General features: G+C 66.6%; 13 protein-coding genes. 3 read left to right on the top strand and 10 right to left on the bottom strand.

All coding sequences use genetic code 11. The features are described from left to right. Positions 1 to 45: 45 nt before the first annotated feature. Together KXD96_RS20465 and KXD96_RS20470 are read left to right on the top strand one after the other, a co-directional pair. Positions 46 to 513 carry an MmpS family protein gene (locus tag KXD96_RS20465; RefSeq protein WP_260739292.1) on the top strand — a complete coding sequence of 156 codons (468 nt, stop codon included), beginning with the start codon at positions 46 to 48 and terminating at the stop codon, positions 511 to 513. After that, a complete protein-coding gene (locus tag KXD96_RS20470; protein WP_260739294.1) occupies positions 510 to 3,416 on the top strand; it encodes an RND family transporter in 2,907 nt (968 codons plus the stop codon). The genes KXD96_RS20465 and KXD96_RS20470 overlap by 4 nt, the downstream gene beginning before the upstream one ends. A gap of 77 nt (positions 3,417 to 3,493) precedes the next feature. Here KXD96_RS20470 and KXD96_RS20475 read toward each other — a convergent pair whose 3' ends face one another. The 10 genes from KXD96_RS20475 to KXD96_RS20520 form a co-directional block, all read right to left on the bottom strand. Then, positions 3,494 to 4,327, bottom strand: coding sequence for a DegV family protein (locus KXD96_RS20475; protein WP_260739296.1), 834 nt, complete (start codon positions 4,325 to 4,327; stop codon positions 3,494 to 3,496). Positions 4,328 to 4,331: 4 nt separating this feature from the next. Continuing rightward, positions 4,332 to 5,081, bottom strand: a complete 750-nt coding sequence (octT, locus tag KXD96_RS20480) for a diglucosylglycerate octanoyltransferase (RefSeq protein ID WP_260739298.1) — start codon at positions 5,079 to 5,081, stop codon at positions 4,332 to 4,334. Continuing rightward, positions 5,071 to 5,745, bottom strand: coding sequence for a glucosyl-3-phosphoglycerate phosphatase (gene gpgP / locus KXD96_RS20485; protein ID WP_260739299.1), 675 nt, complete (start codon positions 5,743 to 5,745; stop codon positions 5,071 to 5,073). Before gpgP ends, octT begins: the two co-directional genes overlap by 11 nt. Continuing rightward, complete coding sequence (gene rsfS / locus KXD96_RS20490) at positions 5,742 to 6,131, bottom strand: ribosome silencing factor (RefSeq protein ID WP_260739300.1); 390 nt, start codon at positions 6,129 to 6,131, stop codon at positions 5,742 to 5,744. Before rsfS ends, gpgP begins: the two co-directional genes overlap by 4 nt. Continuing rightward, positions 6,128 to 6,766, bottom strand: a complete 639-nt coding sequence (gene nadD, locus KXD96_RS20495; RefSeq protein WP_260745473.1) for a nicotinate-nucleotide adenylyltransferase — start codon at positions 6,764 to 6,766, stop codon at positions 6,128 to 6,130. Before nadD ends, rsfS begins: the two co-directional genes overlap by 4 nt. A gap of 233 nt (positions 6,767 to 6,999) precedes the next feature. After that, a complete protein-coding gene (locus KXD96_RS20500; RefSeq protein WP_260745474.1) occupies positions 7,000 to 8,484 on the bottom strand; it encodes a VWA domain-containing protein in 1,485 nt (494 codons plus the stop codon). After that, positions 8,442 to 9,317: a MoxR family ATPase gene (locus KXD96_RS20505; protein ID WP_260739303.1), complete on the bottom strand. Its 876-nt coding sequence runs from the start codon at positions 9,315 to 9,317 to the stop codon at positions 8,442 to 8,444. The genes KXD96_RS20500 and KXD96_RS20505 overlap by 43 nt, the downstream gene beginning before the upstream one ends. 37 nt (positions 9,318 to 9,354) lie before the next feature. After that, entirely contained in the window at positions 9,355 to 10,638 is a 1,284-nt protein-coding gene (locus KXD96_RS20510) for a glutamate-5-semialdehyde dehydrogenase (protein WP_260739305.1), read from the bottom strand. Positions 10,639 to 10,744: 106 nt separating this feature from the next. After that, entirely contained in the window at positions 10,745 to 12,190 is a 1,446-nt protein-coding gene (locus KXD96_RS20515; protein ID WP_260739306.1) for a mechanosensitive ion channel domain-containing protein, read from the bottom strand. Further along, positions 12,187 to 14,415, bottom strand: a complete 2,229-nt coding sequence (locus tag KXD96_RS20520; protein WP_260739308.1) for an adenylate/guanylate cyclase domain-containing protein — start codon at positions 14,413 to 14,415, stop codon at positions 12,187 to 12,189. Before KXD96_RS20520 ends, KXD96_RS20515 begins: the two co-directional genes overlap by 4 nt. Before the next feature lie 160 nt (positions 14,416 to 14,575). On the opposite strand from KXD96_RS20520, the gene KXD96_RS20525 reads away from it, so the two are divergent. After that, positions 14,576 to 15,253 carry a cation transporter gene (locus tag KXD96_RS20525; protein ID WP_260739310.1) on the top strand — a complete coding sequence of 226 codons (678 nt, stop codon included), beginning with the start codon at positions 14,576 to 14,578 and terminating at the stop codon, positions 15,251 to 15,253. Positions 15,254 to 15,267 lie beyond the last annotated feature (14 nt).

Raw genomic sequence — 15,267 nt, forward strand, 5'->3', positions numbered from 1 at the left:
AGCTTGGCTTCAGCGCCGGGGTGGCGGTAAGCGGAAGGCGGTCAGGTGGTGGCTAGTCCAGACTCAAGTCCACGTTCCGGCGCCGTCAGCCGTGTGCTCCGACGGGCGTGGATACCGCTGGTTTTGGTGGTGGTCCTGGCCTTTTCGGCCTTGATCGTGTCGCGGCTCCACAAGATTTTCGGCTCACAGGATCTCAACGCGAACGCCGGCAAGGGGATCGAAATCGTTCAGTTCAATCCGAAGGTCGTCGTCTACGACATCACGGGGCCGCCCGGGGCCACCGCCAACATCAACTACTGGGACGAGAACGCCAACACCCATCAGGTCAACGGCGCACCGCTGCCGTGGTCGACCACCATCTCGACCACCCTGCCGTCGGTGAGCGCCAACATCATGGCGCAAAGCGACAGCGGTCAGATCAGCTGCAAGATCACCGTCGACGGTGTCGTCCGCGAGCAACGCAACTCCGACGGCCACAACGCGCAGACCTTCTGCTTGGTGAAGTCGGCATGAGCGACGCGAACAGGCCGGGTGACGTGGACACCGCCGACACCAGTCCGATCACGACACCGGCTCAAGCAAAGACCGAGCGCGGCCACCGGCCGTACCTGCCCCATGCGATCCGCATCTTCGCGGTGCCGATCATCGTGGGCTGGGTGCTCGTCACGGTCCTGGTCAACGTCATCGTCCCCACCCTGGAAGTGGTCGGCGAGCAGCATTCGGCGCCGATGACACCGCTGGACGCTCCGTCGATGAAGGCGATGATGCGCCTGGGCCACAACTTCCACGAGTTCGACTCCAACAGCACGGTGATGATCGTCCTGGAGGGCCAGCAGCCCCTCGGCCCCGAGGCGCACCAGTACTACGACAAACTGATTCGGGACCTCCGCAAGGATCCCAAGCACATCCAGCACATCCAGGACTTCTGGGGCGACCGGCTGACGGCCGCGGGCGCGCAGAGCGCCGACGCCAAGGGCGCCTACGTCATGATCAACCTGGCCGGCAACCAAGGCACCACGCAAGCCAATGAGTCCGTGGACGCCGTGCGCAAGGTGATCGACGAGAACAAGGCACCCCCGGGCGTGAAGGCCTACGTCACCGGTCCCGCCGCGCTGTCCGACGATATGCACATCATCGGTAACGCCAGCCTGGCCAAGATCACGCTGTTCACCTTGGGTGCCATCGCGATCATGTTGCTGCTGGTCTACCGGTCCATCGTGACCACGCTGGTCCAGCTGTTCATGACCTTCGTCGCCTTGCTCTGTTCGCGTGGCGTCGTCGCGGTTCTCGCGTACCACAACGCATTCGGGCTCACCACCTTCGCCGCCAACATCCTCACGATGCTGGCGATCGCGGCCGGCACCGACTACGGCATCTTCCTCGTCGGACGTTATCAAGAAGCGTTGCGCGCGGGCGAGGATCGAGAAACCGCGTACTACACGACTTTCAAAGGGGTGGCCCCCGTTGTGCTGGGGTCAGGGCTGACCATCGCCGGGGCGACCTACTGCCTGAGTTTCACGCGGTTGCCGTGGTTCAACACCATGGGCGCACCCGTGGCGATCGGCATGCTGGTCGTGGTGCTGGCCGGGCTCACGCTGGGCCCCGCGGTTGTCTTCGTGGGCAGTCGATTTCACTTCTTCGAGTCCAAACGGGCGGCCAAGCGCGGGCGGCTGTGGCGGCGGGTGGGCACGGCAGTGGTGCGCTGGCCCGCACCGGTGTTGGCCGTGAGCGCCGCCATCGTGCTGATCGGCATGGTCGCCCTGCCGAGCTACAAGACGAGCTATAACGACCGCTACTACCTGCCGACCTCGGCCCCGTCCAATCTCGGGCAGGCGGCCGCCGACCGCCATTTCTCGCAGGCCCGGATGAATCCCGACATGTTGATGGTCGAGTCCGACCATGACATGCGAAACCCGGCCGACATGCTGGTTCTGGACCGGGTGGCCAAGAACGAGATGCGCACGCTGGGCATCGCCATGGTGCAGGACATCACCAGGCCGCTGGGCATTCCGATTCAGCACAGCTCCATACCGTTTCAGAACAGCATCCAAAGTCAGACCACGATGCAGAACATGGGCTTCCTCAAGGAGCGCATCGCCGACATCCTGAGGATGGCCGACGACCTGCAGACCCAGATCGAAACCACGCAGCGCCAGTACGAGGTGTCGCTTGACCTGGCCAACGCCGCGGACGACAGCGCACGAACGACGGCGGTGACGTCGCAGATCACCGATACCCTGCGCGACCACATCGCGGATTTCGACGACACCTTCCGGCCGATACGCAGCATCTTCTATTGGGAGAGGCACTGCTACGACATTCCCGTGTGTATCGGGTTGCGGTCGCTCTTCGACACTTTCGACGGGTTCGACCAGCTCGCCGAGCAATTCCACTATCTGACAGCCGATATCGAGCACACCGCCAAAGCCACCCACGACCTGACCGCGCTGTTTCCCACGCTGATCGCGACGCTGAAGACCACCAGGGGCATCACGCTGACGCTGTACCAGACGTTCAAGGCGATGATCGACCAGATGGAGGCGATGAGCAACACCGCGATCGTGATGGGACAGAGCTTCGACGCATCGAAGAATGACGACTTCTTCTACCTGCCGCCGGAGGCCTTCGACAACCCGGACTTCCAGACCGGCCTGCGGATGTTCTTGTCGCCGGACGGCAAGTCGGCGCGGTTCTTCATCACCCACCAGGGCGACCCGATGACGCCGGAAGGCATTTCGCGGGTCGACGCCGAACGCAGCGCTGCGCAGGAGGGGCTGAAGCAATCGTCGCTGTCGGACGCCCGGGTCTACCTCGGCGGCACCGCGGCGACGTTCCGGGACATGGCCGACGGCGAGAAGTACGACCTGATGATCGCGGTCGTTTCGGCCCTGACGCTGATCTTCATGATCATGCTGCTTCTGACCCGCAGCGTCGTCGCGGCTCTGGTGATCGTCGGCACCGCGGCCAGCTCCATCGCGGCGTCATTCGGGTTGTCCGTGCTCATTTGGCAGGACCTGTTCGGCATCAAGATCCACTGGATCGTGATGGCGCTGTCGGTGATCATCCTGCTGGCCGTCGGATCCGACTACAACCTGCTGCTGGTCTCGCGGTTCAAAGAAGAGATCCATGCCGGGCTGAAGACGGGGATCATCCGGTCGATGGCCGGCACCGGTGGAGTGGTGACGGCGGCGGGGCTGGTGTTCGCCTTCACCATGGCCTCGATGCTCGGCAGCGACCTGCGCGTGCTGGGGCAGTTCGGCTCGACGGTGTGCATCGGTCTGTTGCTCGACACCCTGATCGTGCGCACGCTGCTGATGCCGTCCATCGCGACGCTGCTGGGCCGCTGGTTCTGGTGGCCGCAGGTGGTGCATCCGCGCGGCGACAACGCCCGGCGGGCCGCTCCAGCATCGGCTTAATGGCCCGGCTCGCCCCCGCAAGCGGGCGGTACCCCCACCTCACACGGCTACGCCGTCTGCATCGTCGCCGGGCGGACTTAATCCGACGGCAGCTGCGCGACGACGGCGACGGCCCCGGCGCCGACGTGCAGCGCCAGCACCGGGCCCAACGGGGTGATGATCGCCGGCTCGCACGCCGGTAACCGCCGCGCGAGCGCCGCCGCCACCTCTTTGGCACCGTCCGGGTTGGCGACGTGATGCACCGCCAGGGCGGCGGCCTTGTCGCCGGCGACCTCACAGACCCGCTCGATCATCGCCTCCGTCGCATGGGTGACGGTGCGCACCCGTTGAGCCAGAACGAGTTTGCCTTCGTCGATGCGCAGCAGCGGCTTGAGCGCCAGCGCCGTGCCCAGCCACGCCTTGGCCCCGCCGATTCGTCCACTGCGGCGCAAGTTGTCCAGCCGGTGCACCACCATGAACGCGTGACCATGTGGCACGGCCGCATTCGCCGCGTCCGTGACGGCGTCGAGGTCGGCGCCGGCCGCCGCAACCCGTGCGGCCGCCAACGCCACAAACCCCGTGCCCATCGCTGCCGACTTCGAGTCGACCACCCGCACGTGGGGGTCCAGGTCGGTGGCCGTCCGTTCCGCGGCACCGCAGGTGCCCGACAGCGCGGACGAAAGGTGCACCGCCACCACGCCGTCCCCGCCGCTGTCGGCCAACGCCTGCTGATAGGCATCGGCCAGCTCGGCCGGTGTGGCCGCCGCGGTGGTCGCCTGGCGCTTGTAGATGTCGTCGGGGATCTGGTCCACCCCGTCGCGCAGATCGACACCGTCGAGCAGAATGTGGAGCGGCACAACGCGTATCGCCCACTTGTCCAGCAGGTCGGCCGGCAAGCGCGCGGACGCGTCGGTCACCACCACGACAGACACGGCGCTACCCGAGTGGCTTGTCGGTCGCCACGGGGGATTTCTCAAAGGCCTCGGCCAGAGCCTTGAGCATCAGCTCGGCGACCGCCTGGTGCGCTTCGAAATTCCAATGAATGCCGTCGGGGTTTCCCCGACCGGCCATGATGTGTTCGGCGACAGCGGCTTTCAAATCGACGAGCGGTACATCGTGGCTTTGCGCCCACTCGGTGATCGCCGCGACGGTTCCGGGGCGGCCATGGTGGGCGTTGCCGTAAGTTTCGGCGATGTGCACCGAAGGCAGTGACGCCACGATCGGAATCCCGGGTCGGTTGAAATCGATGGCGCCGCGTGTTTGTTCGAGGTATTCGGCGCTCAGGTGCGGGGGCAGCGCGGACCTGGCCACCGGTGAGAGCCTGGGCTGCAGCCAGCCGTAGCCGTCACGGACCCAGCGCCGCAACCACGGCGGGCGCACGTAGCGGATCAGTTCGCGCAGCGCTGTCGGCAGCACCGACGGCAGTGAATCCATGCCGCCGGTGGCGAAGATGACAGCACCCGCCCTGGGCAGTGCCGCCCAGGCGCGCGGGTCCTGGGTCGCCGCCCACCAGATGTCGCGGCAGGTCCAGCCGATGCGACCGATGAGTTCGACGTCCCAACCCAGTTGCGCGGCAACGATGTTGGGCCAGATGCGTGGATCATCGGCGGGCAGGCCGCCGGTGGGCCCGTAGTAGGCCAGTGAGTCGGCGAAGATCAGCAGGGTGGGCCGTGCATCAGAGGACATCGTTGGACACCTGTGCCGAAGCGTTCCACACGTCGAGGCGCCAGCGGATGCCGTCGAGAGCCAAACCGCCGTCGTGGGAATGACCCGAAAGTTGCACCCAGCTGGCATTACCCATGCCACCCAACATCGGCCAGTTGGCAACCGGAAGCCTCAGCAGCGCGGCCGACAGCGCGGCGATCAGGCCGCCGTGAGCCACCAGCACCACCGGCCGGTCGGCGTGCTGGGGGTCACCCCATTCCGGTTCGCCGCACACCAGTTCGGAAATCAACGGCACGCCGCGAGCGGCGACGTCTACCCGGCTCTCGCCGCCATGCGGTGCCCAGGTGGCGTCTTCGCGCCAGGCCAGCCTGGCACCGGGCGCCTGCGTGTCGACTTCGGTATGAGTGAGTCCCTGCCAGTCGCCGAGATGGGTTTCGCGCAGCCGCGGGTCCACCCGGACCGGCAGACCGGTCCGCTCCCCCAGCCTGGTCGCCGTGTCGTAGGCGCGATGCAGATCCGACGACACGATCAGCAACGGCTGCATCTTGCCGAGCACCTCGGCGGCAGCGATCGCTTGCGCCCGGCCTAGTTCGCTGAGTTGGGAATCCAGCTGTCCCTGCATCCGGCTCCCGGCATTGAACTCGGTTTGCCCGTGCCGCAACATGATCAGGCGCCGAATCGTCATTGCGCGCCCGCTGAGTCTTCGTGGACCTCGGTCAGGTCCACCGGCACCACGGGGCAGTCGGCCCACAACCGGTCCAGGGCATAGAAGTTGCGGTCGTCCTGGTGCTGGATGTGCACGACGATGTCGCGGTAGTCCAGCAGCGTCCAGCGGCCCTCCCTGGTGCCCTCCCGGCGCGCCGGCTTGTAGCCCGCCCGTCGCATCTTCTCCTCGACCTCGTCGACGATGGCGTTGACCTGCCGCTCGTTGGACGCCGAGGCGATGACGAAGCAGTCGGTGATGACCAGGTGCCCCGACACGTCGATCACGACGACATCGTCCGCCAGCTTCGAGGCCGCCGCGCGGGCGGCCACGGTCGCCATGTCGATGGCTTCCTGGGTGGCGGTCATGTGTTGTTCCCGGCGGGCAGGGTTGATCGGCTCACGGTGTCCTTCGATTTTTCGCCGGCGCGATACAGCCGGCGCTTGGAGACGTACTGCACGACACCGTCGGGCATCAGGTACCACAGCGGCCGATGCTGTTCGGCGCGCAGACGGCAATCGGTCGACGAGATCGCCAGCGCAGGGATCTCAACGAGCGTCAGCGCATCCTCGGTCAGCTCGCCCAGCACGCCGGTGATGTGTTCGCGCCGCAGCTCGTATCCGGGCCGGCTGACGCCGATGAAGCGCGCGAGCCCGAACAGCTCTTCCCAGCCCTGCCACGACAGGATGGCTTCCAGCGCGTCCGCGCCGGTGATGAAGTACAGCTGCGAATCGGGGTTCAGGGCGTGCAGATCCCGCAGCGTGTCCTTGGTGTAGGTGGGCCCGGCGCGGTCGATGTCGACCCGGCTCACCGAGAAGCGGGGGTTGGACGCCGTGGCGATCACCGTCATCAGGTACCGGTCCTCCGCAGCGGAAACGTGCCGAGCCTTCTGCCAGGGCTGACCGCTGGGCACGAACACCACTTCGTCGAGGTCGAACAGGTCGGCGACCTCACTGGCGGCAACCAGGTGCCCGTAATGGATGGGATCGAACGTCCCACCCATCACACCCAGCCTGCGAAGCTGCTTTTGCACGATTTGCCAGCTTACTTGAGGCAGCGACTCGGCCGGATTTTCCGGGCTCGGGTCACACGGGCCACGCCCGCCTCTGCGTCGGGCGGCACGCGTTGCGCCCGCCTTCGAGCGACACACGAGGTTGTCGCTGTCATGGGAACAAAGAGCGCCGACGCGGCCAGAGACGCCTGTGGCGGGTGCGAAAGGACGAGGCGAGCCCGCCCTCAGACGGGCAGCAGCTGGTCGATCACCGCGGCCAGCTGCTTGGCCGACCGGCATTCGTGCATCGTGATGATCTCTTGGTAGCGCGGCACCGCCGAGTCGCCGCTGCCCCACAGGTGCCTCGGCTCGGGGTTGAGCCAGTGCGCGTGCCGGCTGGCGGTCACCATGTGGGACAACAGCTCGGTTTCGGGATTGCGGTAGTTGGTGCGCCCGTCTCCGAGCACCAGCAACGAGGCGCGCGGCGACAGCACGTTGGGGAAGGCCTGCACGAACGACGCGAACGCGTTGCCGTAGTCGGAATGCCCATCGCGGCTGTACACGCCGGCCTCCCGGGTGATCCGCTGGATCGCCACCGCCAGGTCGGCCTCGGGCCCGAACATGTGGGTCACCTCGTCGGTGGTGTCGATGAACGCGAACACCCGGACCCGCGAAAACTGTTGGCGCAGAGCGTGAACCAGCAACAGGGTGAAGTGGCTGAACCCGGCGACCGAACCGGACACGTCGCACAGCACCACCAGTTCGGGCCGCGCGGGGCGCGGTTTGGCCAGCACCACGTCGATCGGCACGCCGCCGGTGGACATCGACTTGCGCAGCGTCTTGCGCAGGTCGATCACCCCCGCGCGCGACCGGCGCCGCCGGGCCGCCAGCCGCGTGGCCAGGGTCCGGGCCAGCGGGGCCACCACCCGCTGCATCTGACGCAACTGTTCGCCGGAGGCGCGCAGGAACTCGACGTTCTCGGAAAGCTGTGGGATGCCGTACATCTGGACGTGGTCGCGGCCGAGCTGCTCGGCGGTACGCCGCTTGGTCTCGGCGTCGACCATCTTGCGCAGCTGCGTGATCCGCTGCGCCGCCATGGCTTTGGCGATCTGCTCCTGGGTGGGCGTGGGTTCGTCGCCGTACGGGGCGAGCAGGCCCGCCAGCAGCTTGCCCTCCAGTTCGTCCAGCGCCATCGCCTTGAGCGCCTGGTACGACGAGAACGACGGGCCGCGGCTGGAACTGTATTTGCCATACGCCTCGACGATGCGCGCGATCATCGCGACCAGCCGCTCGTTCATGTCGGCGAGCTCGGGGTTCTCGGCGAGCAGATCCAGCAGCATCTGGCGCATCGCCTCGACGTCGTCCGCCGGCAGCGAATCGTCCGGCGTTCCGTCGGCCTCCTCGTCCAGCACCACCGCCCGCGCGCCCAACGCCGCGGGGAACCACAGGTCGAACATGGCGTCGTAGGTCTCGCGGTGATCGGGACGCCGCAGCACCGCACAGGCGATGCCCTCGCGCAACACCTCACGATCGCTCAAACCGAGGGTGGCCACCACCCGGCCGGCGTCCACGGTTTCCGATGGCCCCACCGAAATGCCCACTCCGCGAAGCGCTTCCACGAAGCCCACCAGGTGCCCCGGCAGCCCGTGCGGGGCGAGCGGGCGGGTGGGGCGGACGCGGCGGGACACTAGTTCAGCCTGAGCTCGCCGCTTGCGCGCTGCTGGTCGGATTGGTGCTTGAGGACCACGCCGAGCGTGGCGGCGACGACGGCGTCGTCGATGGTGTCGAGGCCCAGCGCGAGCAGCGTGCGGCCCCAGTCGATGGTCTCGGCGATGGACGGCACCTTCTTGAGTTGCATGCCGCGCAGCACTCCGATGATGCGCACCAGTTCCTCGGCGAGATGCTGGGGCAACTCGGGCACCCGGGACAGCAGGATGCGCCGCTCCAGCTCGGGGCTCGGGAAATCGATGTGCAGGAACAGGCAGCGACGCTTGAGCGCCTCGGACAGCTCGCGGGTGGCGTTGGACGTCAGCAAGACGAACGGGGCCCGCTCCGCGGTCAGCGTGCCCAGTTCGGGGACGGTCACGGCGAAGTCGGACAGCACCTCCAGCAGCAGGCCCTCGATCTCGATGTCCGCCTTGTCGGTCTCGTCGATCAGCAGCACCGTCGGCTCGGTGCGCCGGATCGCCGTCAGCAACGGACGCTGCAGCAGGAACTCCTCGCTGAACACGTCGTCCTTGGTCTGATCCCAGTCGCCGGACCCGGCCTGGATACGCAGGATCTGTTTGGCGTGGTTCCACTCGTAGAGGGCGCGCGCCTCGTCCACCCCCTCGTAGCACTGCAGGCGCACCAGTCCCGAGCCGGTCGCCTGGGCGACGGCGCGGGCCAGCTCGGTCTTGCCGACGCCGGCGGGGCCCTCCACCAGCAACGGCTTGCCCAGCCGGTCGGCCAAGAACACCGCGGTGGCGGTGGCGGTGTCGGGTAGGTAGCCGGTCTCGGCCAACCGTCGCGAGACGTCGTCGATGTCGGCGAACAGCGGCTTGGGCCGGGCGGGCACGCTCACTATCTCAGTTCTCCTAAGGCACTTTTCGTCGTGGTTGTCAGGCGGGGCGGACTTGCCCGTCCCCCCAGGCAATCCACTTGGTCGAGGTCAACTCCGGCAGCCCCATCGGACCGCGCGCATGCAATTTCTGGGTGGAAATGCCGATTTCGGCGCCGAAACCGAACTGCTCTCCGTCGGTGAACGCCGTCGACGCGTTGATCATCACCGCGGCGGCGTCGACGCCGTCGCTGAACCGTTGCGCCGCAGCCATATTGCTGGTCACGATCGACTCGGTGTGCCCGGTGCCGTACTCGTTGATGTGAGCGATCGCGGCGTCGACGCCGTCGACCACCGCGACCGCGATGTCCATCGACAGGTACTCGCGCCGCAAATCGTCCTCCCCGGCGTCCGCCGAGACCCCCCCGTGCACGGTCACGCCGGCATTCTGCAGGGCGGTCAGCAACCGGGGTAGCGCCTTCTTGGCGATCGCGGCATCGACCAACAACGTCTCGGCCGCGTTGCAGACACTGGGCCGGCGGGTCTTGGAGTTCAGCAGGATCCTTTCCGCGACGTCCAGGTCGGCTCCCTCGTGCACGTACACGTGGCAGTTGCCGACGCCGGTCTCGATGGTGGGCACCTGCGCGTCGCGGACCACCGCGTCGATCAGGCTCGCTCCCCCGCGCGGAATGACCACGTCGACCAGGCCCCGGGCCTGGATCAGGTGCGTCACCGTGGCGCGATCGGCGGACGAAAGCAGTTGCACCGCATCGGCGGGCAGGTCCTCGCTGACCAGCGAAGCGCGCAGCACCTGCACCAGCGCCTGGTTCGACCGTGCCGCCGACGAACTGCCCCGCAACAACACCGCGTTGCCCGACTTGAGCGCCAGACCGAAGGCGTCGACGGTGACGTTGGGCCGGCCCTCGTAGATCATGCCCACGACGCCGAGCGGCACGCGCTGCTGCCGCAAATGCAGACCGTTGGGCAGGGTGTAGCCGCGCAGCACCTCCCCGACCGGGTCGGGCAGACCCGCGACCTGGCGCAATCCGCCGGCGATTCCCTCGACGCGCTTGGGGTCCAGCGCCAACCGGTCGAGCATCGCGGTCGGTGTGCCGGCGGCTTCGGCCGCGCGGAGATCTTCGGCGTTGGCCGAGAGGATCAAGTCGGTGTGGGCGGCTATCTCGTCGGCCGCGGACCGTAGCGCCTGGTCCTTGGCGACGGTCGGCAACAATGCCAGGACGCGGGAGGCGACCCGGGCGCGGCGAGCCGCGTTGTGGACCTCCCGGCGCAAGTCAGACTCCCGCGGTTGAGCCCCACCGCTGAGGAATGGTGCTTGCAGACTCATTGAACCAGGGTATCGGTCCTTAGCTGGCCAGGTGAGGCGGCCCGGGATTTACGGCATCCGCCCCGCGCGTAACGTGCCGGCGACCAAGAACGTCGGGCGCGGCGGGTCAGCGAAGCGGTTTCGCCGGCCCCGGCACCCCGATGCCGTCCGGCCCGACCCGTTCGCGGCGGGTTGCCTGTCGCACCATGGTCTGCCGCTCGTCGATCAATCGGCCTAAGTCTTGGAGCAGCAACGGTTTACGCATCACCAGGTGCTCGAGATGCTCGCGATCGATCTGCAGCGCCGTCACCTCGTCCAGCGCGTACGCGCCGGCAAGGTTGGGTTGACGGGTCAGCGCGGTCAGTCCGAGGAAGGTCCCTTCGTCGAGGATGCTGACCGGTATCACCGACCCGTCGTCGGTCGTCGCGGTCAAGCGCACCCGGCCGGCAATCAAGAAGGTCATCCCCCGCGACACTTGACCGGCGGACTCGACGATTTCGTCGGCACCGTAGCGGACGACCTTCGCGTAGGGCACCAGCGATTGCTGATCGGTGTGACTCAGCCGCAACGCCGGGGCCACGACCGTGCGCAACGCTTTCTCCACGCGTTGCTTGGTGGAGTAGTTGTCGTCGGCACCGTCGAGCCGCAGGCCCGCCCGCCGGGCGGCGTACCAGACCCAGCGCAGGAAGGTCGCTTCGGTGGCTTCGGCGTCGGCCGGCGACATCAGCCTGATCGTCGTGCGGTACTGGGCGCCGCCCAGGGCGACCGTGGTGGGCGGGATTTCGGGTTTGCGGGCCGGTAGCGCGCCCGCGACTCGCGTCAGCATCGCGCACACCTTGTCCGGCGGATCGCCGGTCGCGAATTTGGTAGTGATCGCGCAGTCGTAGGCGCCCAACGGGCGACTGAGATTCGTGAACGAGGTGCTGGCCAGCATCGAGTTGGGCATGATGCGGATTCCGCTGCCGGTGTCGATGTGCACGGAGCGCCAGTTCACTTCGACGACGCGCCCCCGCGCCGTTCCCGTGTCCAGCCAGTCATTGATCCGGAACGGCTGCTCGAACAGCATGAACAAGCCCGATACGATCTGGCCGACGGAGTTCTGCAGCATCAGGCCGATCACCACCGAGGTGATGCCCAGCGCGGTGAACAGGCCGCCGATCCGGACGCCCCAGATATACGACAGCATCACCGCCACCCCGACGCCGATGACCCCGAACCGGGCGACGTCGATGAAGATGGCGGGCAGCCGTTTGCGCCAGCTCTCTTCGGGCGCGCGCTCGAACACGGTGGCGTTCAGGGCCGACAGCACCAACAACAGCACCAGCAGGCCGAAGACGGTGGTGAGGATCCGCACCGAGCCCTGCCCGGCAGGAATCTGCGAAGCCTTGACGAGCAGCAGCAACAGCGCACCCAGCGGCAGCAGGTAGTTGCGCAGCAGGCTCACCTGCCTGGCCAGATGGCTATTCCGGCGGACCAGCGTGCGGTGCAGCTCGGTGAGCAGGATCAAACAGACCGGGAATCCCAACGCGACGCCGATGGCCCAGTAAAACCACGAGGATTCGAACAAGTTCATGACCGCTCCGACAACCGGTAGATCGCCTGGTCGGTTCCGCCGACCGAGATGGTGCCGACCGGCGCGAACTGCCGCACGTCACGCAACGCCTCGTACACCTGCGAGGTCACATATATACCCGATTGGTCTGCGCCGCTTTGCATTTGGTAAGCAAGACTCACCGCGGCGCCCCACATGTCGTAGACGAGCCCGGAGCGGCCGACCAGCCCGCTGATGACGTTGCCGGTGCTGATGCCCACGCGCAGCCGCAGCTCGTGACCGGTTTGGCCGTTGAACCGCTCGATGATGCGGCGCATCTCCATTGCGAAGTCGACGCTGCGGTGAATGCTGTCCAGCCGCGGCGTGACCACCCCGCAGCTGGCGAGGTAGACGTTGTGGAAGGTGCGGATCCGCTCGACGCCGAACGATTCGGCGGCCGAATCGAATTGCCGGAACAGCTCGTCGACGATCCCGACCAGCTCGTCGCCGGATAGGTCAACGGAAACCTCGTCGAGTCCGACGATTTCGGCGAAAATGACGGCCACATCCTGGTGTTCCTGCGCGATGGTTTCCTGGCCCTCGCGATATCGCTGGACCACGGACTCGGGCATCAGCGCCAGCAGCAAGCGGTCGTTCTCCCGGCGCTGTTCGTTGAGCAACTCCTCCTTGATCGCCAGGTTGCGGCTCATCTCGTTGAAAGCAGCTGTCAGGTCGCCGATTTCGTCGTGTGTTTTCACCGGGATGTTGACTTCGTAGTCGCCGGAACTGATCTTCTGCGTGCCGGCCTGCAGCCGGCGGATCGGACGCAACATCAGCTGGGCCATCACCATCGATGCCACGCAGATGACAAAGATCATGATCGACACCGCCAGCACCAGCGTTCTGCTGAACCTGCCGAGGCGCGCGAATGCATTGGAGTTGTCGCGCGTCGCCAGGATCGACCAACGGAGATCGGAGTTGGGCACCTCTAGCGGTGCGTAGGCTTCCAGCTCCCGGTTGCCCAGATAGTCGGTGGCGCTGACGACCCCGGTTTGTCCGCGTTGGGCGGCACGCAGACCCGCGGTCGGGACCGGCTGCACCAGTGTCGTGCCACCCAGGCGGATCGCTTCCTCCGCGATGTCGGGTGCGGTACCGGAGGCCACGGCCTCGCGCCGGTATTCGGCTGGGTCCTCGAGGAAAAGCCTTGAATCTGAACGCATCAGGTTATCGGGACCGGCCAGGTATGTCTCCGTCGCCGGCCCCATCCCGGCGGCTTCCCATTGCTTGTCGGCGGTCATGATCTTGTTGATCTTCGAGATCGGCAGTGGCAACGCCATGACGCCGTTGAATTTGCCGTTCATTCCGATCGGCGACACCACCCACGCCGTGGGGACGTCGAGTTGCGGCTGGTAGGGCTGGAAGTCGGTGATCCAGACGAAACTGAGATCATTAGAGCGCAAGGCCTTTTGGTATGCGTCGCGCAGATTGGATTCGCGGTACGGGCCGGTGAAGATATTGGTGCCGAGGTCTGGGCCCTTGTTCACCGAAAAGACCACGTTGCCCTGCAGGTCCAGCAACAGCGCGTCCGGATACTCAAAACGGGTGACGATGTCGCGCATGAAGAAGCTATAGCGGGCGCTGGCCGCCGACCACGCGCTGCCGTCACCGGCGTCCTCGACCTTCCTCGCCTCGGAGATCGAGCGGTACGGCGCCGTGTAGTACGCCTGAAGGTACTTCTGCGCGTTGGAACTCGGAAAGATTGCGTTGCGATCGAGTTCCTCACCGGTGATCCGCTTGATCGGTTTGATCATGTTGTCGTCGTAGTAGGCGACGAGCGCCTGCTGCTGGGCCGGCGTGATCGTCGCGTTGGACAGCTGCGCGAAGCCGTCGGTGAACGCCGTCGTCGCGTCGACGATGCTGAACCCTCCGCTGTAGACGATCAGGGAATTCGTCACCTCTTTGAAAAGGGACTGCACCTGACGCGCCTGGGACTGGCGCAACTCGGTGAGTCGCTCGGATTCGACTTGGCGCAGCGCATTGCGGCCCGACGACGCCCCGATGAAGCCGATCACGCCGATCGACAGGATGCTGCAGACCAGCAGCGTCAGCAAAAGCTTGGATTGAAGGCCGATCCGCAACAGCCGGCGACGGCGAAACCTACGGCTTTTGCGAGCCTCGCCCTCCCGCGTCCCAGCCACTTCCGCCGGGCCATGTTCCGGGGCGTTCTCGGAAGCCGGCTCGGCGTCTTGTAGCTCGCTCGATGTCACTCGACTTCGTCCTTCCTCGGACACGCAGCATCGCTCACGCAGCACCCTAGCGCGCACGCCTGAAGATATTCGCGAATGCGGCAAAGCGTTTCAGCGTAAAGACTGCTCGCGCCCCGATTCACCTACCCCCGCTAATGGCGTGCACTTATCCTTGGGCGTTATGGGCGATGGATGCGCGGACGGTTGCGGCTGCGGCGCGACCGGCGCCGCAACCGCGCGCACCCTCGAGCGCGATGCCGAATGGGTACGGGCCGCGCGCTGGGCGCGTTGGCTCGCGTGGGCGAGCCTGGTCTGGATGTGCGCGGAGGGCGCCCTCGGCCTGTGGCAAGGGTTTGCCGTCGGGTCCATCTCCTTGATCGGCTGGGCGCTCGGGAGCGCGGTCGAGGGCTTGGCGAGCGTGGTCGTCGTATGGAGGTTCACGGGTTCACGCACGCTGTCGGAGACGTCGGAGCACCGCGCGCAACGTGGGGTGGCCGTTTCGTTCTGGCTCATCGCGCCCTACATCGCTGTCGAATCAATCCGGAACCTGCTCACGGGGGCCCGCCCCGGGACGACGTTGATCGGGATCGCCTTGACCGCCGCGGCGCTGGTCCTGATGCCGCTTCTGGGATGGGCCAAGCAGCGGCTCGGCGCGCGCCTGGACTCGCGAGCCACCGCCGGCGAGGGGATCCAAAACTATTTGTGCGCCGCGCAGTCCGCCGCGGTGCTGATCACGCTGGCCGTCATCGCCGTGTGGCCGGGCGGCTGGTGGCTGGACCCGGTGGCCGGACTCGTTATCGCCGGCCTCGCCGTGCGGGAGGGTTTCCTGGCGTGGCGCGGTGAGGACTGCGGATGCTGACACACCCATCAAAA

The organism is Mycobacterium sp. SMC-2, from assembly GCF_025263485.1.
Taxonomy (GTDB): Bacteria; Actinomycetota; Actinomycetes; order Mycobacteriales; family Mycobacteriaceae; genus Mycobacterium.